This window comes from Streptomyces sp. TLI_55 (assembly GCF_900206255.1).
Lineage (GTDB): Bacteria > Actinomycetota > Actinomycetes > Streptomycetales > Streptomycetaceae > Streptomyces > Streptomyces aquilus.
Map to the genome: position 1 here is coordinate 6896030 of NZ_OAOJ01000001.1, position 26119 is coordinate 6922148.

Below are 26119 nucleotides of genomic sequence, written 5' to 3' on the forward strand. Positions count from 1 at the left end.
CCGCGTCCGGCGACGCGGGCCCTCATGGACGTCGTACGACCTGCTACTCCTGCTTCTTGCGCCGTGTCCCGAACACGATCTCGTCCCAGCTCGGGACCGCCGCCCGGCGGCCCGGACGGACGCCGTCCGCCTCGGCCTGGCGGTCGGTGGCGCCGACGAGGCGGTCGCGGTGGGCGCCCACGGAGCGGGGCATGAGGACGTCCGCGTAGGCGGAACCGGCCGAGGCCGCGGGCGCCGGAGGCTCCTCCGCCGCGGGTTCGTCGGCGGGCTCCTCCACAGGGGCGGGGGTCTCCGACGGGCGCTCCGGGACCACCAGGTCGCCCCGGAAACTCGGCACCGCCTCCAGGAGGCTGGTCAGCGAGTCGCGCTCGCTCGCGCTCTCCTCCTCGGCCGGCTCGGGCGCCGGCCCGGGCAGCCCAAGCCGTTCCCGGTCGAGGGAACGGTCCAGCGGCCGGTCGCGCGGCAGCCGGGCGATGCGGGGTACGAAGGGAAAGCTGGGCTCCGGCGAGGCCGCGAGGTCGTCGGACTCACCGATGAGCGAACGCGCCTCGTCGTCGACGGCCTGGACGAGCCGGCGGGGCGGGTCGTAGGTCCAGCTCGCCGAGTGCGGTTCACCCGCGACCAGGTAGACGAGCAGGACCTCCCAGGTGCCGTCGTCGCGGCGCCAGGAGTCCCACTGGACGGTGTCCTTGTCGGCGCCGCGCAGCAGCAGTCGCTCCTGGACGGCCTCGCCGAGCTGGGGTCCGGCGTTCTCACCGGGCCGGCGGACGGGGGTCTTGCGCGCCCGCTCGGCCATGAAGGCGCGCTCGGCGAGCACGGGGCCCTCGAAACGGCGCACCCGGTCGACGGGGATACCGGCCATCTGCGCGACCTCTTCGGCCGTCGCACCGGCGCGTATACGTGCCTGAATGTCGCGGGGGCGGAGATGACTCTCCACTTCGATCTCGATCTGGCCGAGGCGGGGACGGTCGCCGCGTACGGCGGCGCGCAGACGCTCGTCAATCGGAAGCGTGTACTCCGTGCTGTCCGCAGCCTTCAGCACCAGCCGTGTGCCGTCATTCGAGACGGCCACGACACGCAGTTCGGGCATGGGGACCTCCCGGGTGGTGCCTGCCGACGTCACGTGCGTCGCTGCTTCCGCTAGTCGAGTGTGGCCTGCCCGGGTGCAGCCTGCCACAACCTTGCCGAGTTGCCCGGCGTGTCGGGCCAGGGCCCTGGATCGCCGTTATGGCACGGTTACCTATTCGCAACGCTAAGTGACCAACTCCGTCACCCTGTGCAACTAGCCCCCTCCCGGCGGTCCTTGAAGGCCACGGACGCCCAGGCGGGAGACCGGACCCAGGGCTCGCAACAGTACTCCATTTGGACCACGTGCGTGGATTGGCGCGCCGCCCAACTTCCTGCGAGGGGTGGGACTTGGCCGTCCCTGGCAAGGATGTGCGGATCTTGAACGTGGCGTACTTCACGGAATCACCAGAAACGGAACTAAACGTTTTCGTTCGTACGACCCTGCCAAGCGCGTCCGAGCCGTCGACGGCTACGCCCCCAGTACCCGCCGCAAGTAGTCGTTCTGGAACCGTCGATCAGGATCAAGCCGATCCCGAAGGGCGGTGAACTCGCCGAAGCGCGGATAGACCTCGGAGAAGTACTCGGCGTCGCGCGTGTGCACCTTGCCCCAGTGCGGCCGTCCCTCGTGCGCGGTGAAGATGCGCTCGGCGGCGGTGAAGTACGCCTGGTACGGCGTGCCCTTGGCCATGTGGACGGCGATGTACGCGCTGTCGCGCCCCGACGCCGTGGACAGCGTGATGTCGTCGGCGGGTGCGGTGCGCACCTCGACGGGGAAGCTGATCCTCAGGCCGGAACGGTCGACCATGGTCCGCAGTTCACGCAGCACCTCGACGGCGGCCGCGCGCGGGACGGCGTACTCCATCTCCACGAACCGCACCCGGCGCGGCGATGTGAAGACCTTGTACGGGATGTCGGTGTAGGTCCGCGCGGACAGTGCCTTGCTGGAGATCCGGGCGATCGCCGGGATCGTGCCGGGCGCCGCGCGGCCGACCCACTGGGCGACCTGGAAGACGCCGTTGGAGAGGAACTCGTCCTCGATCCAGCCCTGGAGCTGCGGCACCGGCTTCTCCGGGCCCGCGCTGCGGTTGTTGCGCTTGGTGTTGGTGCTGCCGGTGTGCGGGAACCAGTAGAACTCGAAGTGCTCGTTCTCGGCCCACAGTTCGTCGAAGTCGGCGAGCACCTCGTCGAACGGCATCGGCTCCTCGCGCGCGGTGAGCAGGAAGACCGGCTCCACGGCGAACGTGATCGCGGTGACGATGCCGAGCGCGCCCAGGCCGATCCGGGCCGCCGCGAATATCTCGGGGTTCTCCTTCTCGGAGCAGGTGAGCACCGAGCCGTCGGCGGTGACCAGCTCAAGTCCCTTGATCTGGGCGGCGATCGATCCCGACTCGCGTCCGGTGCCGTGCGTCCCCGTGCTGGTGGCGCCGGAGACGGTCTGCTCCATGATGTCGCCCATGTTCCGCAGCGAGAGCCCCTCGCGCGCGAGCGCCATGTTGAGCCTCTTGAGCTGGGTGCCCGCCCCGACCGTGACGGTCATGGCGTCCCGGTCGATGTCGCGGATACCGCTCAACAGTTGAGGGCGGATCAACACACCGTCGGTCGCCGCGATGGACGTGAAGGAGTGCCCGGTACCGACGGGCTTGACCTTCAGCCCGTCCTCGGCGGCCTGCCGGACGGCGTCCGCCAGTTCCTCCACGGAGGCCGGAGTGACCTCCCGCGCGGGACGCGCGGCGACATTGCCGCCCCAGTTACGCCACGTGCCGTTCTTGCCGCTCACTGTGGTGCTCAACCGTGCCTCCCCGACGCGGAACCGGCCGCTTGAGCCGGCGGTACCCCAGGAAACCGACCGCGACCGCGACCGCCCCGGACACCGCCGGAACCCCGTACCCGGCCCGCGCCCCGGCCGCGTCGATGACCCAGCCGGCCACGGAGGAGCCGAGCGCGACCCCGACCGCGAGCCCGGTGCTGATCCAGGTCATGCCCTCGGTCAGTTGCGCGCGTGGTACGTGCTGTTCGATCAGGGACATCGTCGTGATCATCGTCGGAGCGATGGACAGTCCCGCCACGAACAGCGCCGCGGCCAGAAACGGCAAGTTTCCGACCAGTAGGAGGGGGATCATACTCACGGCCATCGCGCATATGCCCAGCAACCAGCGAGGTTCCGGGGCTCCCTTGAAGCGCAACAGCCCGAACACGAGCCCCGCCACGCAGGAACCCGCCGCGTAGAGGGCGAGCACGACGCTCGCGGCCCCCTTGTGCCCCTGCTCGTCGGCGAACGCGACGGTGACCACGTCGACGGCCCCGAAGATCGCCCCGGTCGCCACGAAGGTGGCCACCAGGACCTGGAGGCCGGGGGAGCGCAGGGCGCTGCCGCCCCCCTCGCCGTGGCGCTCACGCGGGTGCGGGGCGGGCTCGGTGGCCCGCTGCGAGGTCAGCCAGAAGACACCGACCGCGAGGAAGCAGGCGGCCAGCAGCGGTCCCGCCTCCGGGAACCACGCGGTCGACAGCCCGATGGAGATGATCGGCCCGAAGATGAAGCACACCTCGTCGACGACCGACTCGAACGAGTACGCCGTGTGCAGCTGCGGGGTGTCCCGGTACAGGGCGGCCCACCGCGCGCGGATCATCGCGCCGACGCTCGGCACGCACCCGATGCCCGCGCTGAAGACGTACAGCGACCAGTCGGCCCACCCGAAGTGCGCGGCGCACAGCAGCCCGGCCGCCGAGGCGAGCGCGAGGAGCGTCGCCGGCCGCAGCACCCGCCGCTGGCCGTACTGGTCGACCAGTCGCGACACCTGCGGCCCCGCCACCGCCGCGGCGAGCGCCATGGTGGCCGACAGCGCCCCGGCGAGGCCGTAGCGCCCGTTCAGCTGGGACACCATGGTCACCACGCCGATGCCCATCATCGACAGCGGCATCCGGCCGAGGAACCCCGCGGCGGAGAAGCCCTTGGAGCCGGGGGCGGCGAACAGGGCGCGGTAGGGGCTCGGCACGGGAGTCTCCGGTCAAGGGAAGTGAAGCGGCTCGGCGGTGTCCGTGTCCGGCGGCTCAGTAAGGCACGAACTCGGCCGATACAGCTTACGAGTAAGGCGACCCTAACGCACCCGCTCGGACGGCCCGGGAACCCCGTCCGTCACCCCGCCGTTTCCCGCCTGTCAGTACCGGATGACAGGATCGACTCATGCCAGACGCGCGCGATGCCACCCCCTACGACGCCCTGCTCCTGCTCTCGTTCGGCGGCCCCGAAGGCCCGGACGACGTGGTCCCGTTTCTGGAGAACGTGACACGCGGGCGAGGCATCCCCAAGGAACGCCTGAAGGAAGTCGGGCAGCACTACTTCCTGTTCGGCGGCGTGAGCCCCATCAACGACCAGAACCGCGCCCTGCTCGACGCCCTGCGCAAGGACTTCGCCGACCACGGCCTGGATCTGCCGATCTACTGGGGCAACCGCAACTGGGCCCCGTACCTCACGGACACCCTGCGCGAGATGATCGCCGACGGCCGCCGCCGCATCCTCGTCCTCGCCACGAGCGCGTACGCCTCGTACTCGGGCTGCCGCCAGTACCGCGAGAACCTCGCGGACTCCCTCGCGGCCCTGGAGGCCGAGGGCCTGGAGCTGCCGAAGGTCGACAAGCTCCGCCACTACTACAACCACGAGGGCTTCCTGGAGCCCATGATCGAGGGCGTCCTGCAGTCCCTGGCCGACCTCCCCGAGGACGTCCGGGACGGCGCCCACCTCGCCTTCTCGACCCACTCCATCCCGACCGCCTCGGCGGACACCTCGGGCCCGGTCGAGGAGCACGGCGAGGGCGGGGCGTACGTGAAGCAGCACCTGGAGGTCGCGCGCCTGATCGCCGACGCGGTCCGCGAGCGCACCGGCGTGGACCACCCCTGGCAGCTCGTCTACCAGTCCCGCTCCGGAGCCCCGCACATCCCGTGGCTGGAGCCGGACATCTGCGACCACCTGGAGGAGCGCCACGAGGCCGGCGTGCCCGCCGTCGTGATCGCCCCCATCGGCTTCGTCTCCGACCACATGGAGGTCCTCTACGACCTCGACACGGAGGCCAAGGCCAAGGCGGAGGAGCTGGGCCTGCCGATGCGCCGCTCGGCCACGGTCGGGGCCGACCCGCGCTTCGCGGCGGCCGTCCGGGACCTGATCCTGGAGCGGGCGGCGACCGAGCGCGGCCAGGAGGTCACCCCCTGCGCCCTCGGCGCGCTGGGCGCCAGCCACAACCTGTGTCCGGTCGGCTGCTGCCCCGCCCGAGCCCCCCGCCCGGCCGCCGCCGGCGCCGACAGCCCCTACGCGTGAGGACCCCCGTGACCGACCCCCTCCACACCGAACTCCTCAAGCTCGCCCAGGAGGCGGCCCGCCGCGCCGGCGACCTGCTCCGGGACGGCCGTCCGGCCGACCTGGAGGTGGCGAGGACCAAGTCGAGCCCCATCGACGTGGTCACGGAAATGGACATCGCGGCGGAGAAGCTGATCACGGACCTGATCTCCGCACATCGCCCGGACGACGGCTTCCTGGGCGAGGAGGGCGCCTCCAGCGAGGGCACGAGCGGTGTCCGCTGGGTGATCGACCCGCTCGACGGCACGGTCAACTACCTCTACGACCTGCCCACTTGGGCGGTCTCCATCGCCGCCGAGGTGAACGGCGAGACGGTCGTCGGCGTGGTATCGGTACCGATGCGGGGCGAGACGTACCACGCGGTCCGCGGCGAGGGCGCCTGGGCGACGGGTCCCACGTGGGCCGGCGACCGCCGGCTGGCCTGCCGCCCCGCACCGCCTCTCGACCAGGCCCTGGTCTCGACGGGCTTCAACTACGTCCTGGACGTCCGCACCCACCAGGCCGAAGTCGCCCAGCGCCTGATCCCGCTCCTCCGCGACATCCGCCGCAGCGGCTCGGCCGCGGTCGACCTCTGCGACGTGGCGGCGGGCCGCCTGGACGGCTACTACGAACGCGGCCTGCACCCCTGGGACCTGGCCGCGGGCGACCTCATCGCCCGGGAGGCGGGCGCCCTGACCGGTGGCCGCCCCGGAGAACGCCCCGCACACCATCTGGCGATCGCCGCCACCCCGGGCGTCTTCGAGCCCCTCCAGCAGCTCCTGGAGGACTTCGGCGCCTGGCACGACTGACGCCCCCGAGCGACAACGCAACACAACCCCCGGTGCTGGATTCACCGGGGGTTGTCGCCGTGCTGCCATGCTGTCGTGCCGAGGTGCTGATCGGACGCTACGCGCCGACCTCCACACCATGCTCGTAAGCCAGGCGGCGCAGGTCGTCGAGCTCGGCCTGTTCCACCTCGACGAGGAAGTCGTCGCCCTCGTCGCGAGCCCGCGTCAGGTCGGACTCGGTCGTCCTTATGCGCTGCAGAAGTCCTGCGGTGAATGCGTCCATGCTGCGCCCCCTCGTCCTGGGTCGTGGGTCGGTGGCACGGGGGTGTGCCGTTCGGAAGGGACGATCACGCCTGAATGCAGATGCCCAGCGCTGCCCTGCTGGGCGGCGACGGCGCCGGACACCCACGCCCACTCTGCGGAAAGCGGATTGCGCTGTACCGCATGGTGCTGCGGCACATGCAGAGCGTGATCGCGGGGTGTAAAGCCGTCCTCCCCCCGCTCCCTTCCACGGAAACCTCAACCGCACGAGAAAATCTCGCATTCCCGGGCTTCATTCCTGTCGTTCAGCCGGTGCTCACCCGCCTTACAGCCGACTTATGGCCGAAAAGGGCAGGATGGAGGCCAACACACTCATCGACACCCCTGCCCGTGTGCCCGAGAAGCGCTACGCGAGTGGACACGGGTGGACACAGGAAGGACAAGCGACGTGCGCGTACTCGTCGTCGAGGACGAGCAGCTGCTCGCCGATGCGGTGGCCACCGGACTGCGCCGGGAGGCCATGGCCGTCGACGTCGTGTACGACGGTGCGGCCGCCCTGGAGCGCATCGGCGTCAACGACTACGACGTGGTCGTCCTCGACCGCGACCTCCCCCTCGTCCACGGCGACGACGTCTGCCGCAAGATCGTCGAGCTAGGCATGCCCACGCGCGTGCTGATGCTCACCGCGTCCGGCGACGTCAGCGACCGGGTCGAGGGCCTGGAGATCGGCGCCGACGACTATCTGCCCAAGCCCTTCGCGTTCAGCGAGCTGACGGCACGCGTGCGTGCCCTCGGCCGCCGCACCAGCGTGCCGCTGCCGCCCGTCCTGGAGCGCGCCGGCATCAAGCTCGACCCGAACCGCCGCGAGGTCTTCCGCGACGGCAAGGAAGTCCAGCTCGCGCCGAAGGAGTTCGCCGTCCTGGAGGTGCTGATGCGCTCCGAGGGCGCCGTCGTCTCCGCGGAGCAGCTCCTGGAGAAGGCCTGGGACGAGAACACCGACCCGTTCACCAACGTCGTCCGGGTGACCGTCATGACCCTGCGCCGCAAGCTCGGCGAGCCGCCCGTCATCGTCACCGTCCCCGGCTCGGGCTACCGGATCTGAGCCGGACCGTGGCCGCGACCCCCGCGCCTCCCCAGGCGCCCCCCAAGCCCACCTGGGACCCCCGCAGGCCGGAGCCCCCGTTCCCCTGGCTGCGTCCCACCATCCGCATAAGGCTGACCCTGCTGTACGGCGGGATGTTCCTGATCGCGGGCATCCTGCTGCTGTCGATCATCTACCTGCTGGCGGCGAACGCGCTGAACGTCGGCAGCGACCTGCCCTTCAAGGTCGTCTCCGGCACGGTGTCCAGCGAGAGCTGCAACATCACCTCCGCCCAGCTGCCGGCGCCCGACCTCAACCACGCCCTCAACGAGTGCGTCAACGAACAGCGCCAGCACGCCCTCGACAACCTCCTCAGCCGCTCCCTCCTCGCCCTCCTCGGCCTCGCGATCATCGCCTTCGCCTTCGGCTACGCCATGGCCGGCCGCGTCCTGTCCCCGCTGGGCCGGATCACCCGGACCGCCCGCGCGGTGGCGGGCTCGGACCTGTCACGGCGGATCGAGCTGGACGGACCGGACGACGAGCTCAAGGAGCTGGCCGACACCTTCGACGACATGCTGGAGCGCCTCCAGCGGGCCTTCACGGCCCAGCAGCGCTTCGTCGGCAACGCCTCGCACGAGCTGAGAACCCCGCTGGCGATCAACCGCACGCTGCTGGAGGTCCACCTGTCCGACCCGGGCGCGCCCGTGGAACTCCAGCAGCTCGGCAAGACGCTGCTGGCCACCAACGAGCGCAGTGAGCAGCTCGTGGAGGGCCTGCTGCTGCTCGCCCGCAGCGACAACCAGATCGTCGAGCGCAAGCCGGTGGACCTCGCCGAGGTCGCCGAGCAGGCCGTCGACCAGGTGCACGCCGAGGCCGAGGCCAAGGGCGTCGAGATCCGCGGCGAGCGGCTGTCCGCGGTCGTCCAGGGCAACGGCGTCCTGCTGGAGCGGATCGCGCTGAACCTCGTCCAGAACGCCGTGCGGTACAACGTGCCGGAGGACGGATGGGTGGAGGTCACCACCGAGATCCAGCACGGGCAGGCGGTGCTGGTGGTGTCGAACACCGGGCCGGTCGTGCCGGCGTACGAGATCGACAACCTCTTCGAGCCGTTCAAGCGGCTGCGGGGGGCCGACCGGACCGGCAGCGACAAGGGTGTCGGGCTCGGCCTGTCGATCGTGCGGTCGGTCGCGCGGGCGCACGGCGGACACATCTACGCACAGCCGCGAGAGGGAGGAGGGCTCGTGATGCGGGTCACCCTGCCGATCTGAGACCATGTCGCCGACACACGGGGATGTTCGCTTTGCGCGGAATTTTCTGGGCACTCGTCGAGCGGCCCCGTGTGTGATCGATCACAAGGGCGAATTTCCGGCCATCTACCGACAGTGATCAAGAATGCGGCCGGAAAGCCGGGAAAGTCCGGGTTTTCGGGGGCCTTGATCACGGGAAGTACACGGTGAGACGCCTTTGAAGTGCGGCATTCGGACCGTGTACGGTCCCCATCGCCATCCCAGCCGATCACTCATGAGGAGTCCGGTTGGGTGTCGATTGAGTAACAGACCTTGATGTGAGGCAAAATCTCCGCCTCGGGTCGGGCACAAGTCCGGCCTCTCACGCGTTACGTGCGCTGGAGACACCGCAGACACCCAGAGGGGGAGAGCGACATGGCAACGGATTACGACACCCCACGCAAGACCGACGACGACGTCGACTCGGACAGCCTTGAAGAGCTGAAGGCCAGGAGGAACGACAAGTCGACCTCCGCAGTGGACGTCGACGAGTTCGAGGCCGCGGAAGGCCTGGAGCTGCCCGGCGCGGACCTCTCGAACGAGGAGTTGGCCGTCCGGGTGCTGCCCAAGCAGCAGGACGAGTTCACCTGCATGAGCTGCTTCCTGGTGCACCACCGCAGCCAGCTGGCCCGCGAGAAGAACGGTCAGCCGATCTGCCGCGACTGCGACTGAGGACGGGTCGGCCGTGACTGGCTCGACCCCTCCCTGGAAGCGCCGCTCCCGCCAGGTGGGAGCGGACCAAGGGCCGTCCGACGGCCCTCACGGCGCGCGTGACGACGAGCGGGGCTCGTCCCGTACGGGAGCATCCGATACGGGATCGGCCTCGCTCGAATCCGCGGTCGGCCGGAGTGACCTCCCGGCCCCCGCGGAGCAGTACCCCGCGCCCGTCGCCAAGCGGCGGGCCGCGGTCATCCGGGAAAAGGTCGGGGAAGGCGTCCGCAAGGGCGGCAGCCGCGCCAGGGCGGGCCTGGCGTACCTCGCCGACCGGATCATCGACATCGCCCCCAGAATCCCCGTACGCGACCTCCAGGCGCTGCGCAGACAGTTCCCGGGCCTCACGCCCGAGCAACTCGCCGACAAGCTCGTGGCGGGCGCGGCGGCGGCCACCGCGACGGTCGGTGCCGGTGTCGGCGCGGCGGCGATGCTGCCCGTGCCGCCCGCGATGCCGACGGAACTGGCCGCGGAGATCACCGGAGTCGCGGCGATCGAGCTCAAACTGATCGCCGAGCTCCACGAGGTGTACGGCGTGCGACCGCCCGGCACCCTCAAGGACCGCAGCACCGCCTACCTGAACTCCTGGTCCGGCGAGCGCGGCATCGACGTGACCAAGCCGTCGACGATCAACTCCGCCCTCAGCGGCCCGATGAAGAACCAGCTGCGGCAGCAGATCATGAAGCGCATGGTCCGGGACCTGCCGAACCTCATGCCGTTCATGGTCGGCGCGGCCGTGGGCGCGGTCATGAACCGCCGGGACACCAGGAAGCTCGCCGGACGCATCCGCGCGGACCTGCGCAAGATCCAGGTGCCCTGGGACGCGCTTCCCGAGCTCCCGCCGCTGGAGCCGCCCGCGGACCCCCTGACGATCGGGGACGTCACGAAGGAGCTCGGCCGGGGGCACGGCGACGGCCGCCGCGGCCGGTAAGAGTTGCGTGAGATTCGCGTGGCCGCACCCGTCGGGTGACCACTGGCGCGAATGTTCTACGCGGCTTCCCGCGCCTGCCTGATCGCTTCCGCCAGCCGCTCCGGCTCACGCGTCGACAGGTACAGGTACGGCGTCGGGTCCTCGGGATCGGTCACCACCACGCGCAGCGCCGTCGGGATGTAGGCGCGCAGCAGCAGGAAGGCGCGGGTGTCGGCCTTGTACGTGCGCCAGGCGCGCGCCTCCTCCGCGTCCAGGATCTCCGTCTCGCCCAGAGCCGTGACCGGGATCTTCGCCTCGCCGGCGATCAGCGAGTCGCCCACGATCCGGATGCGCTGCGAGCCGTACGAGCTGGCGACGACCGCGGCCGCCGCGGTGCCGCCGACCAGGCCGCCGAGCAGCGGCAGGGTGCCGAACGGCAGCAGGATGAGGGCGAAGGAGACCCCCACCAGGAACGAGATCAGCCACCACGAGCGGGGCGCGGTGAGGCGTTCTTCGTACGGGGTCGCGGAGAGCTGCATGAATCCAAGCTTGGCACGGTGTTAGTAAGTGCCCGACGCGCGGGTAAGGTCTGCGGCTGTGAGTGGTACTTCCGCAGCTCTTCAGCCTCCGGCCGACGCCGCGCCGCCGGTGCGTCATCCCGACGCGCCCGCGCCCGGTGAGCTGCTCGGCGCGCACTACGGCGAGTGCTTCGGCTGCGGTGGCGGTCAGGCCCACGGGCTGCATCTGGCGGCCCGCGCGGGCGAGGGGGTGTCGGTCACCGCCGAGTTCACCGTCCGCCCCGCCCACCAGGGCGCCCCCGGTCTCGCGCACGGCGGGGTGCTGGCGACCGCGCTCGACGAGACGCTGGGGTCGCTGAACTGGCTGCTGCGCACGATCGCGGTGACCGGACGCCTGGAGACCGACTTCGCGCGGCCCGTCCCCGTGGACACGGTGCTGTACCTGGAGGCCCGTGTCACCGCCGTCGCCGGGCGCAAGATCTACTCGACCGCGACCGGGCGGATCGGCGGTCCCGAGGGCCCCGTCGCCGTCCGCGCGGACGCGCTCTTCATCGAGGTGAAGGTCGACCACTTCATCGACAACGGCCGCCCGGAGGAGATCCGGGCCGCCATGAACGACCCGGACCAGGTCCGGCGTGCCCGTGCCTTCGAGGTGAACCCGTGAGCCGTGAACCCGTGAACGTGCTGATCCGGCGCGTCGACCCCGACGTACCGCTTCCGTCGTACGCGCACCCCGGCGACGCGGGAGCCGATCTGCGCACCACCGAGAGCTGTGAACTGAAGCCCGGCGAGCGGGCCGTGCTGCCCACCGGGGTGTCTGTCGCGCTGCCGGAGGGGTACGCGGCCTTCGTGCACCCCCGATCCGGTCTCGCCGCCCGCTGCGGTGTCGCTCTCGTGAATGCCCCGGGGACGGTGGATGCCGGGTACCGTGGGGAGATCAAGGTGATCGTGGTGAATCTCGACCCGCGCGAGGCGGTGCGGTTCGAGCGCTTCGACCGGATCGCCCAACTGGTCGTCCAGCAGGTCGAGCGGGTCAGCTTCCAGGAGGTCGCGGAGCTGCCCGACTCGGTGCGGGCCGAAGGGGGCTTCGGGTCCACCGGAGGCCATGCCGCGGTGGCCGGTACGAACAGCACAAGCGGTCAGGCCGCCGTCGGCGGCGCAACGGGTGGGAATCGATACGCTTCGGTCGTATCCGACCGGGAAGGACAGTGACGTGTTCGGACGTCGCAAGAAGAAGGATGCCGCCGAGGGCGCGGCCGGCGAGGCCGAGCAGGTCGTCGACAGTGTCGACACTGAGGCGGACGACGAGGGTGGGCGCGAGCGCGTGAGGCTCGAGCCCGAGCCGCGGCCCGACGGGCCCTGGGACGACTCCGAGGTGCGCGAACCCGGCGAGGGCCGCGTGGACCTCGGCGGCCTGTTCGTGCCCGGCGTGGACGGCATGGAGCTGCGGGTCGAGGTCGCGGGCGACGCGATCGTCGCGGCGACCGTCGTGCTGCGCGACAGCGCCGTCCAGTTGCAGGCCTTCGCCGCGCCCAAGCGCGAGGGCATCTGGGGCGAGGTGCGCGAGGAGATCGCCACCGGCATCACCCAGCAGGGCGGCATCGTCGACGAGGTCGAGGGTCCGCTGGGCTGGGAGCTGCGGGCGCAGGTGCCGGTGCAGCTGCCGGACGGCACGGGCGGTTTCCAGGTCGTGCGGTTCGTCGGTGTGGACGGTCCGCGCTGGTTCCTGCGCGGTGTGATCTCGGGTCAGGGCGCGGTGCAGCCGCAGGCGGCCGGTCTGCTGGAGCAGATCTTCCGGGACACGGTCGTGGTCCGCGGCGAGGGCCCGATGGCGCCCCGCGACCCGATCGTCCTGAAGCTGCCGAACGACGCCCAGATGGTCCCCGAGGGCGTCCAGCAGCAGGAGGAGGGCTCCCGCTTCTCCGGCGGCATGGGCCAGTTGCAGCGCGGCCCGGAGATCACCGAGGTCCGCTAGCCAGACGTACGAGGGCCGCATCCCGTGATGGGGTGCGGCCCTTTTTGCGTGCGCGGACTGTGCGCGGACTCTTGACGGCGCATTGGTCTGTACCTACCGTCTCGGCCCAACGCGTCTGTTCATAAAGGCGCTTCACGTTCACATACAAGAACGGAAGGCCCCCCACGCATGCCTCTACGTATGCCCTCACGTATGCGCAGAACCGCTCTCCTCACGGCCGCGGCCGCCCTTGTCGCCGGCGCCCTCGCCTGGCCCGCCGACGCGGCGCCCACCGCCTTCGTCCACCCCGGAGTCACCGTCTCCCAGAGCCAGTTGGACTTCGCCCGCGGCAAGGTCAACGCCGGCGCCCAGCCCTGGAAGGGTGCCTTCGACCAGATGCTGGCCAGCAAGTACGCCGATCTGAACCGCACCCCCAAGCCCCGCGCGGTCGTCGAATGCGGCTCCTACTCCAACCCCAACTACGGCTGCACCGACGAGCGCGAGGACGCCATAGCCGCGTACACCGACGCCCTCGCCTGGTACATCACCCGCGACGAGCGGTACGCCAAGAAGGCCATCCAGCTGATGGACGCCTGGTCCGCCACGATCACGGACCACACCAACAGCAACGCGCCGCTCCAGACCGGCTGGGCCGGCTCCTCCTGGCCCAAGGCTGCCGAGATCATCAAGTACACGTACACCGGCGGCTGGGCGGGCTCCGGCCGCTTCGCGACCATGCTCCGTAACGTCTACCTCCCCGAGATCATCAACGGCTCCAACTCCAACGGCAATTGGGAGCTGTCGATGATGGAGGCAGCCGTCGGCATCTCCGTCTTCCTGGAGGACAAGACGTCGTACGACAAGGCCATGGCGAAGTTCCGCACCCGCACCGCCGCCTATGTCTACCTCGCCTCCGACGGGTCCGTGCCCAGGACCGTGCCGAGCCAGAACCTCGACACCACCGCGAAGATCGTCGCCTACTGGCAGGGCCAGTCCACGTTCGTCACCGGCCTCACCCAGGAGACCTGCCGCGACTTCACGCACACCGGCTACGGCATCTCGGCGATCTCGCACATCGCCGAGACCAGCCGCATCCAGGGACAGGACCTCTACGGCACCGACGTGGGCGAGCGGCTGCGGCAGGCGCTGGGCTTCCAGGCGAAGTACGAGCTGGGGACCGCCGTGCCCGGCTGGCTGTGCGGCGGGTCGCTGAAGCTCGGCCTCGGACCGGTCACCGAGGTCGGCTACAACGCCCTCCACAACCGCCTCGGCACCGCCATGACCAACACCCAGACCCTGACCGAACGGAACCGCCCGGCCGGCTCCAACAATCTCTTCGTGGCCTGGGAGACCCTCACCCACGGGGACAATCCGAGCTGACCGAGCGTTGAACATGCCGGGCGCCCTTCGTGATACTGGCGCCCGGTCGTCGGCTTCACGGGGGAGGGCACATGAGCCAGGTGGTCACCGAGACCATGGTCCGGGTCGAGAACGTCCACAAGTCCTACGGTCGCGGCGCCGGCGTCGTCCACGCGCTGCGCGGGGTCTCGCTGGAGGTGCCGCGCGGGGAACTCGTCGCCCTCAAGGGGCGGTCGGGGTCCGGGAAGACCACGCTCCTCAACATCGTCGGCGGGCTCGACACACCCGACCAGGGGCGCGTCGAGGTCGGCGGGCGCGACCTCGCCGGCCTGGACGAGGACGGACTGCTGGCGCTGCGCCGGGACCACATCGGGTTCGTCTTCCAGTCCTTCGGCCTCATCCCGATCCTCACCGCCGCCGAGAACGTCGGCGTCCCCATGAGACTGCGCCGGGCCGACGCACGCGCGCGTGAGGAGCGCGTCGAGCTGCTGCTGTCCCTGGTGGGCCTCGCCGACCACGCCGGCCAGCGGCCCACCGAGCTCTCCGGCGGCCAGCAGCAGCGCGTCGCCATCGCCCGCGCGCTCGCCAACAACCCCTCGCTGCTCGTCGCCGACGAGCCCACCGGCCAGCTCGACGCGGAGACCGGGCACGCGGTCATGGAGCTGCTGCGGGCCGTCGTCCGCAGCGAGAACGTGACCGCCCTCGTCGCCACGCACGACGCGACCCTGCTGGACCTGGCCGACCGGGTGCTGGAGCTGAGCGACGGGGAGATCGTCGAGGTCTGAGACGCGCCGGGGGCGCCGTCAGGGTTGCGTCAAAGACGGTCCGGTAAGGGGCTCTCGACCCCTTTTTCCGCATGTGGTGGCCGTAAGGTCGACGCTGCGTAGGCAGCAGTGACCGGAAGACAATGGGACCCATGGGACGCGGCAGGCTTCGGATCTACCTCGGTGCGGCACCGGGCGTCGGCAAGACGTACGCGATGCTCTCCGAGGCGCACCGGCGCGTCGAGCGCGGCACGGACTGCGTCGTGGCCCACGTCGAGCACCACGCCCGGCCGCGCACCGAGGTGATGCTGCACGGCCTGGAACAGGTCCCCGGCCGGGAGCTGGAGTACCGGGGGACCGTCTTCCAGGAGATGGACGTCGACGCGGTGCTGCGGCGCGCTCCCGCGGTCGCCCTGGTGGACGAACTCGCCCACACCAATGTCCCCGGCTCCCGCAACGCCAAGCGCTGGCAGGACGTGGAGCAACTGCTCGCGGCCGGGATCGACGTCGTCTCGACGGTCAACATCCAGCACCTGGAGTCCCTCGGGGACGTCGTCGAGTCGATCACCGGCGTACGGCAGCAGGAGACCGTGCCGGACGAGGTGGTGCGGCGGGCCGATCAGATCGAGCTGGTCGACATGTCGCCGGAGGCGCTGCGGCGGCGGATGGCGCACGGCAACATCTACCAGCCGGACAAGGTCGACGCCGCCCTGTCGAACTACTTCCGCCCCGGCAACCTCACCGCGCTGCGCGAGCTGGCGCTGCTGTGGGTGGCCGACCGGGTCGACGAGTACCTGAAGCAGTACCGCAGCGACCACCGGGTGTCGAAGATCTGGGGCTCGCGCGAGCGGATCGTCGTCGGTCTGACCGGCGGCCCCGAGGGGCGCACGCTGATCCGCCGGGCCGCGCGGCTCGCCGAGAAGGGCGCGGGCGGCGAGGTGCTCGCCGTCTACATCGCCCGCAGCGACGGCCTGACGTCCGCCTCGCCCAAGGAACTCGCGGTGCAGCGCACCCTCGTCGAGGACCTCGGCGGCACCTTCCACCATGTGATCGGCGACGACATACCCGCGGCGCTGCTGGACTTCGCGCGCGGCGTCAACGCCACCCAGATCGTGCTCGGCTCCTCGCGCCGCAAGACCTGGCAGTACGTCTTCGGGCCGGGTGTCGGCGCCACGGTCGCCCGGGAGTCCGGGCCCGACCTCGACGTCCACATCGTCACCCACGACGAGGTCGCCAAGGGACGCGGACTCCCCGTCGCCCGTGGCGCACGGCTCGGGCGGGCGCGGATCATCTGGGGCTGGGCGGTCGGCGTGGTGGGCCCCGTCGTGCTGGCGGTGCTGCTCAACACCGTCCACCTCGGCCTCGCCAACGACATGCTGCTGTTCCTGACCCTGACGGTCGCGGCGGCGCTGCTCGGCGGACTGCTGCCCGCGCTGGCCTCGGCCGCGGTCGGCTCGCTGCTCCTGAACTACTTCTACACACCGCCCCTGCACCACTGGACCATCGCCGACCCGAAGAACATCGTCGCCATCGTGATCTTCGTCGGCGTCGGGGTCTCGGTGGCCTCGGTCGTCGACCTGGCCGCCCGGCGCACGCATCAGGCGGCCAGGCTGCGGGCCGAGTCGGAGATCCTGTCCTTCCTGGCGGGCAACGTGCTGCGCGGCGAGACCGGCCTGGAGGAGCTCCTGGAGCGGGTCCGGGAGACCTTCGGCATGGAGTCGGCGGCCCTGCTGGAGCGGGCGAGCGACGTCGAGCCCTGGACCTGCGCGGGCCGCGCCGGTCTCGGCCGTCCCGTGGAGCGGCCGGAGGACGCCGACGTCGACATGCCGGTCGGCGACCACATGGCCCTCGCCCTCACCGGGCGGGTGCTGCCCGCCGAGGATCGCCGGGTGCTGGCCGCGTTCGCCGCACAGGCCGCGGTCGCCCTGGACCGGCGGCGCCTCCAGGAAGAGGCCGAGCAGGCCCGCACGCTGGCCGAGGGCAACCGCATCCGCACCGCCCTGCTGGCCGCCGTGAGCCACGACCTGCGGACCCCGCTCGCCGGGATCAAGGCCGCGGTGTCCTCGCTGCGCTCCGACGACGTGGCGTGGTCCGAGGAGGACCAGGCCGAGCTGCTGGAGGGCATCGAGGAGGGCGCCGACCGGCTCGACCACCTAGTGGGCAACCTGCTGGACATGTCCCGCCTCCAGACCGGCACCGTCACCCCCCTCATCCGGGAGATCGACCTCGACGAGGTGGTGCCGATGGCGCTCGGCGGGGTGCCGGAGGACAGCGTCGAGCTGGACATCCCGGAGACGCTGCCCATGGTCGCCGTCGACGCCGGGCTGCTGGAGCGGTCGGTGGCCAACCTCGTGGAGAACGCCGTCAAGTACAGCCCGCCCGGCAGCCCCGTCCTGGTCTCCGCCAGCGCCATCGCCGACCGGGTCGAGGTCCGGGTGGTCGACCGCGGCCCCGGCGTCCCCGACGAGGCCAAGGAACGCATCTTCGCGCCCTTCCAGCGCTACGGCGACGCCCCGCGCGGCGCCGGAGTCGGACTCGGCCTCGCCGTCGCCCGCGGCTTCGCCGAGGCCATGGCAGGCACCCTCGACGCCGAGGACACGCCCGGTGGCGGCCTCACCATGGTGCTGACCCTCAGAGCGGCGGAAGCGGCCCCAGGGCCACGACCGCTCGTACAACCCGAAAGGCAGGCCACATGACCCGGGTGCTCGTGATCGAAGACGAGCCGCAGATCGTGCGCGCCCTCGTGATCAACCTCAAGGCCCGCAAGTACGAGGTCGACGCGGCCCACGACGGCGCCACCGCCCTCCAGCTGGCCGCCGCCCGCCACCCCGACGTCGTCGTCCTCGACCTCGGCCTGCCCGACATGGACGGCGTCGAGGTGATCAGGGGCCTGCGCGGCTGGACCCGGGTGCCGATCCTCGTGCTGTCCGCCCGGCACTCCTCCGACGAGAAGGTCGAGGCCCTCGACGCCGGCGCCGACGACTACGTCACCAAGCCGTTCGGCATGGACGAGCTGCTGGCCCGGCTGCGCGCCGCCGTCCGCCGGGCCGAGCCGGTCGGCCCGGGCGAGGACGACGTGACCACGGTGGAGACCGCGGAGTTCACCGTCGACCTCGCCGCGAAGAAGGTCAACCGGGGCGGCAAGGACGTACGCCTGACCCCCACGGAGTGGCATCTGCTGGAGGTGCTGGTGCGCAACAGCGGCCGTCTGGTCAGCCAGAAGCAGCTGCTCCAGGAGGTGTGGGGGCCGTCGTACGGGACGGAGACCAACTATCTGCGCGTGTACATGGCGCAACTGCGGCGCAAGCTGGAGGCGGACCCGTCGCATCCCAAGCACTTCATCACCGAGCCTGGGATGGGCTATCGGTTCGAGGGCTAGCACCGCGGGTACGAAGGTGTCAGCGCACCCCGGTACGCTTCAGATATGAGTGCTGTTCCGCGTTCCGAGAAGCCGGTGGGCCGGTTCCGGCGCATGCTCGACCGGCTCTCCACGTCCCAGGAGGACCTGGAGTCGGAGGAGCTGCGGGAGGATGCCGAGACCGCAGGCTGCATCAAGATCGGCGACTGCCACGACCGACAGATCGTGACGGTTACTGGTACCTTGCGCACGGTCACGCTGCGTCCCAGAGCCGGTGTCCCGGCGCTGGAGGCCGAGCTGTTCGACGGCTCCGCCGCGCTGGACGTGGTGTGGCTCGGCCGGCGCTCCATCGTGGGGATCGAGCCGGGGCGCAAGCTGATCGCATCGGGCCGGATCTCGATGAGCCGGGGCCGCCGGGTGCTGTTCAACCCGAAGTACGAACTGAGACCCCTCGGTAGGGAGTAGCCGGTGACGTCGCTCGACAAGCCGACCGAAGAAACCGATCAGCACGACGCCCGGGCGGTGACCGAGGCCGCGCTGTTCGAGGCCTTCGGAGGCCTGCGGGGCATGGTCGAGACGGTGCTGCCCGGCCTGCTCTTCGTCACGATCTACACGATCAACAAGGACCTGCACATGTCCGCGATCGCCGCGCTCGCGGTGTCGCTGGTCCTGGTCGTGGTCCGGCTGGTGATGCGGGACACCGTCAAGCACGCCTTCAGCGGCGTCTTCGGCGTGGCCTTCGGCGTCGTCTTCGCGATGATGACCGGCAACGCGAAGGACTTCTATCTGCCGGGCATGCTGTACACGCTCGGGCTGGGCCTCGCGTACATCATCACGACGCTGTGCGGGGTGCCGCTGATCGGCCTCATCCTCGGGCCGGTGTTCAAGGAGAACCTCTCCTGGCGCAAACGCAACCCGGGCCGCAAGAAGGCGTACGCGAAGGCGAGTTACGCCTGGGGCGCGATCCTGCTGGCCAAGTGCGCGATCCTCTTCCCGCTGTACTGGTGGGCCAACACCGCGCAGCTCGGCTGGGTCCTGGTCGCCCTGAAGATCCCGCCGTTCCTGCTCGCCGTCTGGCTGACGTGGGTCTTCCTGGCGAAGGCCCCGGCGCCGATCGACGTGTTCGCCGAGATGGAGGCGGCCGAGAAGGCGGAGGAAGAGCGCAAGGTCGCGCTGGCCGAAGAGCGTGGCGAAACGACCGGGGCGCGGCACCGGCGCGAGGCATAGTTTCCCTTACGACGACGGAGGGCGCCCTGAACTCTCAGGGCGCCCTCCGTCGTCGTACCGCCTAGGACGCGTCCTCGCGACGCACCGACAGCAGGTCCTCCAACTGCTCCTCGCGAGCCTGGGCCGCCACGAACAGGAGTTCGTCGCCCGCCTCCAGGGAGTCCTCGCGGGACGGGGTCAGGACGCGGGTGCCGCGGATGATCGTCACCAGGGACGTGTCCTGCGGCCATTCCACGTCGCCGACCTGCGTGCCGGCCAGGGCCGACTCCTCCGGCAGGGTCAGCTCGACCAGGTTCGCGTCGCCGTGGCTGAAGCGGAGCAGGCGGACCAGGTCGCCGACGCTCACCGCCTCCTCGACCAGGGCCGACATCAGTCGGGGCGTCGAGACGGCGACGTCCACGCCCCAGGACTCGTTGAAGAGCCACTCGTTCTTCGGGTTGTTCACCCGGGCGACGACGCGCGGGACGCCGTACTCCGTCTTGGCGAGGAGCGAGACGACGAGGTTCACCTTGTCGTCGCCCGTCGCGGCGATCACGACGTTGCAGCGCTGGAGCGCCGCCTCGTCCAGGGACGTGATCTCGCAGGCGTCGGCCAGCAGCCACTCCGCCTGGGGGACCCGCTCGACCGAGATGGCGGTCGGAGCCTTGTCGATGAGAAGGACCTCGTGGCCGTTCTCCAGCAGTTCGCCCGCGATCGAGCGGCCGACCGCACCGGCACCGGCAATGGCGACCCTCATCAGTGACCGCCCTCCTCTTCGGGACCCTTGGCGAAGGACGCCTCGACCTTGTCGACCTCGTCGGTGCGCATCATCACGTGCACCAGGTCGCCCTCCTGCAACACCGTCTGCGAGGTGGGCAGGATCGCCTCGCCCAGCCGGGTCAGGAACGCCACGCGGACGCCCGTCTCCTCCTGGAGGCGGCTGATCTTGTGGCCCACCCAGGCGGCGGAGGTGTGCACCTCGGCGAGCTGGACACCGCCGGTGGGGTCGCGCCACAACGGCTCGGCGCCCGAGGGGAGGAGGCGGCGGAGCATCTGGTCGGCGGTCCAGCGGACCGTGGCGACCGTCGGGATGCCCAGACGCTGGTAGACCTCGGCGCGGCGCGGGTCGTAGATGCGGGCCGCGACGTTCTCGATGCCGAACATCTCGCGGGCGACGCGCGCCGCGATGATGTTCGAGTTGTCACCGCTGGAGACGGCGGCGAACGCGCCCGCCTCCTCGATGCCGGCCTCGCGCAGGGTGTCCTGGTCGAAGCCGACGCCGGTGACCCGGCGGCCGCCGAATCCGGAGCCCAGTCGACGGAAGGCGGTGGGGTCCTGGTCGATCACGGCGACCGTGTGCCCCTGTTGCTCCAGGGTCTGGGCGAGAGCGGAACCCACTCGCCCGCAGCCCATGATGACGATGTGCACGACCGTCCTTCCGAATGACGAATGTCAAGAGTCGTTGACTTGGCCTTAACAGGGTCTCAGACCGGCCACCAAGCTACACACGCGCGGTCCGTGCCGGGCACCCCTGTGCAGTGCTCGGCGTGATCAGCGGCGGCTGATGCTGCGCAGGCTCACAAGAGTCAGGATTCCGAGGCCGAGGAGAGCGGCGGCGGCGCCGATCAGCTCTGCGGTGGTGTGCACGGGACCTCCGGGGGCGGTGCGGGCGGGGGTCTTGTCATATAGGCATGAGGACGCGGAGGGGTGCGGAATCCGTTGCCGGGCCGCTGGCTGATTTCACTCGGATTGCAGATCGGGGGCGGATGTGGGGTGGCGGGTGGTTGAGCACCCGTTCGAACGCTTAGGCTTCTCTGTTGTGTCCAAACTGACCGACGTGCCCAAACGGATCCTGATCGGGCGCGCACTGCGCAGTGACCGGCTCGGGGAAACGCTCCTGCCGAAGCGCATCGCCCTTCCCGTGTTCGCCTCCGACCCGCTGTCCTCCGTGGCGTACGCGCCCGGCGAGGTGCTGCTGGTCCTGTCCATCGCGGGCGTGTCGGCGTACCACTTCAGCCCCTGGATCGCGGTCGCGGTCGTCGTGCTGATGTTCACGGTGGTCGCCTCCTACCGGCAGAACGTGCACGCGTACCCGAGCGGCGGCGGCGACTACGAGGTGGCCACCACCAACCTCGGCCCGAAGGCCGGGCTCACGGTCGCCAGCGCGCTGCTCGTCGACTACGTCCTCACCGTCGCCGTGTCCATCGCCTCCGGCATCGAGAACCTCGGCTCCGCCGTGCCGTTCGTCGTCGAGCACAAGGTGCTCTGCGCGATCGCGGTGATCGTGCTGCTCACGCTGATGAACCTGCGCGGCGTGAAGGAGTCCGGCTCGCTGTTCGCGATCCCGACGTACGTGTTCGTCGCGGGCGTCTTCATCATGATCGCGTGGGGCGCGTTCCGCGGGCTGGTCCTCGACGAGACCATGCGGGCGCCGACGGCCGGCTACGAGATCAAGGCCGAGCACCAGGGCTTGGCCGGTTTCGCGCTGGTCTTCCTCCTCCTGCGGGCCTTCTCCTCGGGCTGTGCCGCGCTCACCGGCGTCGAGGCGATCTCCAACGGTGTCCCGGCGTTCCGCAAGCCGAAGTCCAAGAACGCGGCGACCACGCTGGCGGCGATGGGCCTGCTGGCCGTGACGATGTTCTGCGGCATCATCGCGCTCGCCATGGAGACCAAGGTCCGCATGGCCGAGAACCCGGCCGAGGACCTGCTGAAGAACGGCGTCGCGATCGGCTCCGGCTACGTCCAGAACCCGGTCATCTCGCAGGTCGCCGAGGCCGTCTTCGGCAAGGGCAGCTTCCTGTTCATCGTGCTGGCGGCGGCGACCGCGCTGGTGCTGTTCCTGGCCGCCAACACGGCCTACAACGGCTTCCCGCTGCTGGGTGCGATCCTCGCCCAGGACCGCTACCTGCCGCGCCAGCTGCACACCCGCGGCGACCGCCTCGCCTTCTCCAACGGCATCGTGCTCCTCGCCGGTGCGGCGGGCCTGCTGGTCTGGATCTACGGCGCCGACTCCACGCGCCTGATCCAGCTCTACATCGTCGGCGTGTTCGTGTCCTTCACGCTCAGCCAGACCGGCATGGTCCGGCACTGGAACCGCCACCTGGCCACCGAGAAGGACGCAGCGACCCGCAGCCACATGGTCCGCTCCCGGGCGATCAACGCCTTCGGCGCCTTCTTCACCGGCCTGGTGCTGGTCGTCGTCCTCGTCACCAAGTTCACGCACGGCGCCTGGGTCGCACTGCTCGGCATGGTGATCTTCTACGCGACGATGTCGGCCATCCGTAAGCACTACGACCGCGTCGCCGACGAGATCGCGGCCCCCGAGGGACCGAGCGACGACAGCGTCCGCCCGTCCAGGGTGCATTCGGTGGTGCTGATCTCCAAGATCCACCGGCCGACGCTCAGGGCACTGGCGTACGCCAAGCTGCTGCGCTCGGACACCCTGGAGGCGCTCAGCGTCAACGTCGACCCGGTCGAGACCAAGGCGCTGCGCGAGGAGTGGGAGCGGCGCGGGATCGACGTACCGCTGAAGGTCCTCGACTCGCCCTACCGCGAGATCACCCGGCCGGTCATCGAGTACGTGAAGAGCCTGCGCAAGGAGTCGCCGCGGGACGCGGTGTCCGTGATCATCCCCGAGTACGTCGTCGGGCACTGGTACGAGCACCTGCTGCACAACCAGAGCGCGCTGCGGCTGAAGGGCCGGCTGCTGTTCACGCCGGGCGTCATGGTGACCTCGGTGCCCTACCAGTTGCAGTCCTCCGAGGCGGCGAAGAACCGGGCCCGCAAGCGGCAGGAGTGGAACGCGCCGGGTGCGGTGCGGCGCGGTCCCGCGCACGAGCGGGCGAAGGAGACGTCCTCGCAGCCGTAGACTGGCTCCTCTTTTCCCCTCTCTCGCCTCTTTCCCCTTTTCCCCTTGACGACGTTGTGGAGTCACCCCGCCATGCAGGCAGAACCGAAGAAAACGCTGGTAGGGGTGGACTTCGAGGTCGAGGTCGGCCCGGTGGCCCACGGCGGGCACTGCATCGCCCGGACCGCCGACGGTCAGGTCCTGTTCGTCCGGCACGCGCTGCCCGGCGAGCGGGTCGTGGCGCGGGTGACCGAGGGCGAGGAGGGGGCGCGGTTCCTGCGTGCGGACGCCGTGGAGATCCTGGACGCGTCCAAGGACCGCATCGAGGCGCCCTGTCCCTTCGCCGGCCCCGGCCGCTGCGGTGGCTGCGACTGGCAGCACGCCAAGCCGGGTGCGCAGCGCAGGCTGAAGGGCGAGGTCGTCGCCGAGCAGTTGCAGCGCCTCGCCGGGCTCACGCCCGAGGAGGCCGGCTGGGACGGCACGGTGATGCCGGCCGAGGGCGACAAGCTGCCGGCGGGTGAGGTGCCGCAGTGGCGGACCCGGGTCCAGTACGCGGTGGACGCCGACGGCAACGCCGGTCTGCGCCGGCACCGCTCGCACGAGGTCGAGCCGATCGACCACTGCATGATCGCGGCGCCGGGTGTCAGCGAGCTGGGCATCGAGGCGCGGGACTGGTCCGGGATGGCGTCGGTGGACGCGATCGCGGCGACGGGTTCGCAGGACCGCATGGTCATCCTGGAGCCCCGCCCGGGTGCTCGCCTCCCCCTCGTCGAGCTCGACAAGCCCGTGTCCGTCATGCGCGTCGACGAGAAGGACGGCGGCATCCACCGCGTCCACGGCCGCGCGTTCGTGCGCGAGCGGGCCGACGGGCGCACGCACCGGGTGGGCAGCGGCGGCTTCTGGCAGGTCCACCCGATGGCGGCCGACACCCTGGTCAAGGCAGTCATGCAGGGACTGCTGCCGCGCAAGGGCGAGATGGCGCTGGACCTGTACTGCGGGGTGGGCCTGTTCGCGGGCGCGCTCGCCGACCGCCTCGGTGACCAGGGCGCGGTCCTCGGGATCGAGTCCGGCAAGCGGGCCGTCGAGGACGCCCGGCACAACCTCGCCGACTTCGACCGCGTCCGCATCGAGCAGGGCAAGGTGGAGTCGGTCCTGCCGCGGACCGGGATCACCGAGGTCGACCTCATCGTCCTGGACCCGCCCCGCGCGGGCGCGGGCCGGAAGACGGTGGAGCATCTGGCGGGGCTGGGGGCGCGGCGGATCGCGTACGTGGCGTGCGATCCGGCGGCGCTGGCCCGGGACCTGGGGTACTTCCGGGACGGGGGGTATCGGGTGCGGACGCTTCGGGTGTTCGATCTGTTTCCGATGACGCATCACGTGGAGTGCGTGGCGATCCTGGAGCCGGTGAGCAAGGGCGCCTGACCTGCAATTGCATGCGGGATCAGCTGTTCCGGTGGCGAAACATCGGGTATCGGGTCTACAACTTCGATTCCCTGCGGCCGGGGGGAAGCGGCAGGTCCGGCGGCGGCCACGCGGGGTAGCCGGCCTTGTCCAGGCAGGCGGGAAGACGCTCACGGACTGACGCTACGGCATCCACGAGGGACGGGGTGGCGCCGGCGAGTCCCGTTGCCGACCTGGTCCAGCAGGTCAGCGGCGATGCGTTCCAGCAGGGGGCGATCGCCCAGCATCAGGACGAGCTCGACGACGTGAAGGCCGCCACCGCCCGGGCTGTGGGAAGGCACGGACCGTCGCCCGTCAGATCTCCCTCGGCGTCAGCACGCTGCCCGCCGGCGAACCCGTAGCGGAGCCGGCGGCAGCGTGCCGCGTGCAGGGGCCGGTCGTGTGCCAGGTGGCTGGGGTCGCGTGCCGGACCGGGACAAAACGGGGGCTGCGCGAGACGCTGCCCACATGACAGCCGAATCCGCAGCCCCGTCATCGGCCGACGCCACGTATCGGTTCGACGACCTGACCGCCCTCTACATCAACTGCACCCTCAAGCCGTCCCCGCAGCTCAGCCACACCCAAGGGCTGATCGACAAGAGCGCGGAGATCATGATGGCGCGCGGGGTCACCACGTCCGAGATCCGAGCCGTCGACCATGACATCGCGCCCGGCGTCTATCCGGACATGACCGAGCACGGCTTCGCCGTCGACGAGTGGCCCGCGCTGTACGAGCGGGTGATGGCCGCGGACATCCTGGTCATCGCCGGGCCGATCTGGCTCGGCGACAACAGCTCGGTGACGAAGAGGGTCATCGAGCGGCTCTACGCCTGTTCCGCACTGCTCAACCCACAAGGGCAGTACGCCTATTACGGCCGCGTCGGCGGCTGTCTCATCACCGGCAACGAGGACGGCGTCAAGCACTGCGCGATGAACGTCCTCTACAGCCTCCAGCACCTCGGCTACACGATCCCGCCGCAGGCCGACGCCGGCTGGATCGGTCCCGCGGGACCCGGGCCGTCGTATCTCGACGCCGGTTCGGGCGGCCCGGAGAACGACTTCACCAACCGCAACACCTCGTTCATGACCTGGAACCTCATGCACCTCGCCGCGCTGCTGAAGCGGGCCGGGGGCGTTCCCGCGTACGGCAACCAGCGGTCGCAGTGGGACGCCGGGTGCCGGCCGGGGGCGGAGAATCCCGAGCATCGTTGAGGCCCCCGGTCGTCGGTGATCACGGAGCG

At 70.5% G+C, this 26119-nt stretch carries 25 protein-coding genes; 18 read left to right on the forward strand and 7 right to left on the reverse strand.

Annotated elements, in window-relative coordinates; all coding sequences use genetic code 11:
- Positions 1 to 43: 43 nt before the first annotated feature.
- The 3 genes from sepH to CRP56_RS31815 all read right to left on the reverse strand — a co-directional run bounded on the left by sepH (position 44) and on the right by CRP56_RS31815 (position 4061).
- On the reverse strand, positions 44 to 1090 hold the full coding sequence (gene sepH / locus CRP56_RS31805) for a septation protein SepH (RefSeq protein WP_097269810.1): 1047 nt from the start codon (positions 1088 to 1090) through the stop codon (positions 44 to 46).
- 447 nt (positions 1091 to 1537) lie between these two features.
- Entirely contained in the window at positions 1538 to 2857 is a 1320-nt protein-coding gene (locus tag CRP56_RS31810; protein ID WP_097269812.1) for a D-arabinono-1,4-lactone oxidase, read from the reverse strand.
- Complete coding sequence (locus CRP56_RS31815; RefSeq protein ID WP_097269814.1) at positions 2817 to 4061, reverse strand: MFS transporter; 1245 nt, start codon at positions 4059 to 4061, stop codon at positions 2817 to 2819. Before CRP56_RS31815 ends, CRP56_RS31810 begins: the two co-directional genes overlap by 41 nt.
- A 188-nt stretch (positions 4062 to 4249) precedes the next feature.
- Here CRP56_RS31815 and CRP56_RS31820 point away from each other — a divergent pair, with 188 nt between their 5' ends.
- Entirely contained in the window at positions 4250 to 5377 is a 1128-nt protein-coding gene (locus CRP56_RS31820; protein WP_097269816.1) for a ferrochelatase, read from the forward strand.
- A gap of 8 nt (positions 5378 to 5385) precedes the next feature.
- A complete protein-coding gene (locus CRP56_RS31825; protein WP_097269818.1) occupies positions 5386 to 6204 on the forward strand; it encodes an inositol monophosphatase family protein in 819 nt (272 codons plus the stop codon).
- A gap of 97 nt (positions 6205 to 6301) precedes the next feature.
- On the opposite strand, the gene CRP56_RS47750 is transcribed toward CRP56_RS31825, so the two are convergent.
- The gene (locus CRP56_RS47750) at positions 6302 to 6466 is read right to left on the reverse strand and encodes a hypothetical protein (protein WP_165951272.1); all 165 of its coding nucleotides are present in this window, start codon (positions 6464 to 6466) and stop codon (positions 6302 to 6304) included.
- Positions 6467 to 6892: 426 nt separating this feature from the next.
- Between CRP56_RS47750 and CRP56_RS31830 the strand changes: the two genes are divergently transcribed.
- From CRP56_RS31830 to CRP56_RS31845, 4 genes are all read left to right on the forward strand, one after another.
- Positions 6893 to 7546 (forward strand): response regulator transcription factor, encoded by a 654-nt coding sequence (locus CRP56_RS31830; RefSeq protein WP_007385219.1) that lies wholly within the window; start codon positions 6893 to 6895, stop codon positions 7544 to 7546.
- Positions 7547 to 7554: 8 nt separating this feature from the next.
- Positions 7555 to 8793, forward strand: coding sequence for a sensor histidine kinase (locus CRP56_RS31835; protein ID WP_097269820.1), 1239 nt, complete (start codon positions 7555 to 7557; stop codon positions 8791 to 8793).
- 393 nt (positions 8794 to 9186) lie between these two features.
- Positions 9187 to 9483: a DUF4193 domain-containing protein gene (locus CRP56_RS31840; RefSeq protein ID WP_005481602.1), complete on the forward strand. Its 297-nt coding sequence runs from the start codon at positions 9187 to 9189 to the stop codon at positions 9481 to 9483.
- Between the two features lie 13 nt (positions 9484 to 9496).
- Positions 9497 to 10453, forward strand: a complete 957-nt coding sequence (locus CRP56_RS31845; protein ID WP_097269822.1) for a hypothetical protein — start codon at positions 9497 to 9499, stop codon at positions 10451 to 10453.
- Between the two features lie 56 nt (positions 10454 to 10509).
- On the opposite strand, the gene CRP56_RS31850 is transcribed toward CRP56_RS31845, so the two are convergent.
- Complete coding sequence (locus CRP56_RS31850; protein ID WP_097269824.1) at positions 10510 to 10971, reverse strand: DUF3093 domain-containing protein; 462 nt, start codon at positions 10969 to 10971, stop codon at positions 10510 to 10512.
- Between the two features lie 58 nt (positions 10972 to 11029).
- On the opposite strand from CRP56_RS31850, the gene CRP56_RS31855 reads away from it, so the two are divergent.
- The 9 genes from CRP56_RS31855 to CRP56_RS31895 all read left to right on the forward strand — a co-directional run bounded on the left by CRP56_RS31855 (position 11030) and on the right by CRP56_RS31895 (position 19612).
- Positions 11030 to 11614, forward strand: coding sequence for a PaaI family thioesterase (locus tag CRP56_RS31855; RefSeq protein ID WP_097269826.1), 585 nt, complete (start codon positions 11030 to 11032; stop codon positions 11612 to 11614).
- Entirely contained in the window at positions 11611 to 12162 is a 552-nt protein-coding gene (gene dut / locus CRP56_RS31860; protein ID WP_097269828.1) for a dUTP diphosphatase, read from the forward strand. Before CRP56_RS31855 ends, dut begins: the two co-directional genes overlap by 4 nt.
- Position 12163: 1 nt before the next feature.
- A complete protein-coding gene (locus CRP56_RS31865; protein ID WP_097269830.1) occupies positions 12164 to 12925 on the forward strand; it encodes a DUF3710 domain-containing protein in 762 nt (253 codons plus the stop codon).
- Between the two features lie 192 nt (positions 12926 to 13117).
- A complete protein-coding gene (locus CRP56_RS31870) occupies positions 13118 to 14284 on the forward strand; it encodes an alginate lyase family protein (RefSeq protein WP_097269832.1) in 1167 nt (388 codons plus the stop codon).
- 71 nt (positions 14285 to 14355) lie between these two features.
- Entirely contained in the window at positions 14356 to 15048 is a 693-nt protein-coding gene (locus CRP56_RS31875; protein ID WP_097269834.1) for an ABC transporter ATP-binding protein, read from the forward strand.
- Between the two features lie 131 nt (positions 15049 to 15179).
- Positions 15180 to 17723, forward strand: coding sequence for a sensor histidine kinase (locus CRP56_RS31880; RefSeq protein ID WP_097269836.1), 2544 nt, complete (start codon positions 15180 to 15182; stop codon positions 17721 to 17723).
- Positions 17720 to 18406: a response regulator gene (locus tag CRP56_RS31885; RefSeq protein ID WP_097269838.1), complete on the forward strand. Its 687-nt coding sequence runs from the start codon at positions 17720 to 17722 to the stop codon at positions 18404 to 18406. Before CRP56_RS31880 ends, CRP56_RS31885 begins: the two co-directional genes overlap by 4 nt.
- A 45-nt stretch (positions 18407 to 18451) precedes the next feature.
- The gene (locus CRP56_RS31890; RefSeq protein ID WP_059198614.1) at positions 18452 to 18850 is read left to right on the forward strand and encodes an OB-fold nucleic acid binding domain-containing protein; all 399 of its coding nucleotides are present in this window, start codon (positions 18452 to 18454) and stop codon (positions 18848 to 18850) included.
- A gap of 3 nt (positions 18851 to 18853) precedes the next feature.
- Entirely contained in the window at positions 18854 to 19612 is a 759-nt protein-coding gene (locus CRP56_RS31895) for a DUF3159 domain-containing protein (RefSeq protein ID WP_097269840.1), read from the forward strand.
- Positions 19613 to 19673: 61 nt separating this feature from the next.
- Here CRP56_RS31895 and CRP56_RS31900 read toward each other — a convergent pair whose 3' ends face one another.
- Positions 19674 to 20348 carry a potassium channel family protein gene (locus tag CRP56_RS31900; protein ID WP_059198616.1) on the reverse strand — a complete coding sequence of 225 codons (675 nt, stop codon included), beginning with the start codon at positions 20346 to 20348 and terminating at the stop codon, positions 19674 to 19676.
- On the reverse strand, positions 20348 to 21019 hold the full coding sequence (locus CRP56_RS31905; protein ID WP_059198617.1) for a potassium channel family protein: 672 nt from the start codon (positions 21017 to 21019) through the stop codon (positions 20348 to 20350). Before CRP56_RS31905 ends, CRP56_RS31900 begins: the two co-directional genes overlap by 1 nt.
- 391 nt (positions 21020 to 21410) lie before the next feature.
- Between CRP56_RS31905 and CRP56_RS31910 the strand changes: the two genes are divergently transcribed.
- From CRP56_RS31910 to CRP56_RS31920, 3 genes are all read left to right on the forward strand, one after another.
- Positions 21411 to 23459: an APC family permease gene (locus CRP56_RS31910; protein ID WP_097269842.1), complete on the forward strand. Its 2049-nt coding sequence runs from the start codon at positions 21411 to 21413 to the stop codon at positions 23457 to 23459.
- 72 nt (positions 23460 to 23531) lie between these two features.
- The gene (locus CRP56_RS31915) at positions 23532 to 24860 is read left to right on the forward strand and encodes a class I SAM-dependent RNA methyltransferase (RefSeq protein ID WP_097269844.1); all 1329 of its coding nucleotides are present in this window, start codon (positions 23532 to 23534) and stop codon (positions 24858 to 24860) included.
- 486 nt (positions 24861 to 25346) lie between these two features.
- Positions 25347 to 26090, forward strand: a complete 744-nt coding sequence (locus CRP56_RS31920; protein WP_097269846.1) for a flavodoxin family protein — start codon at positions 25347 to 25349, stop codon at positions 26088 to 26090.
- Positions 26091 to 26119: the final 29 nt, after the last annotated feature.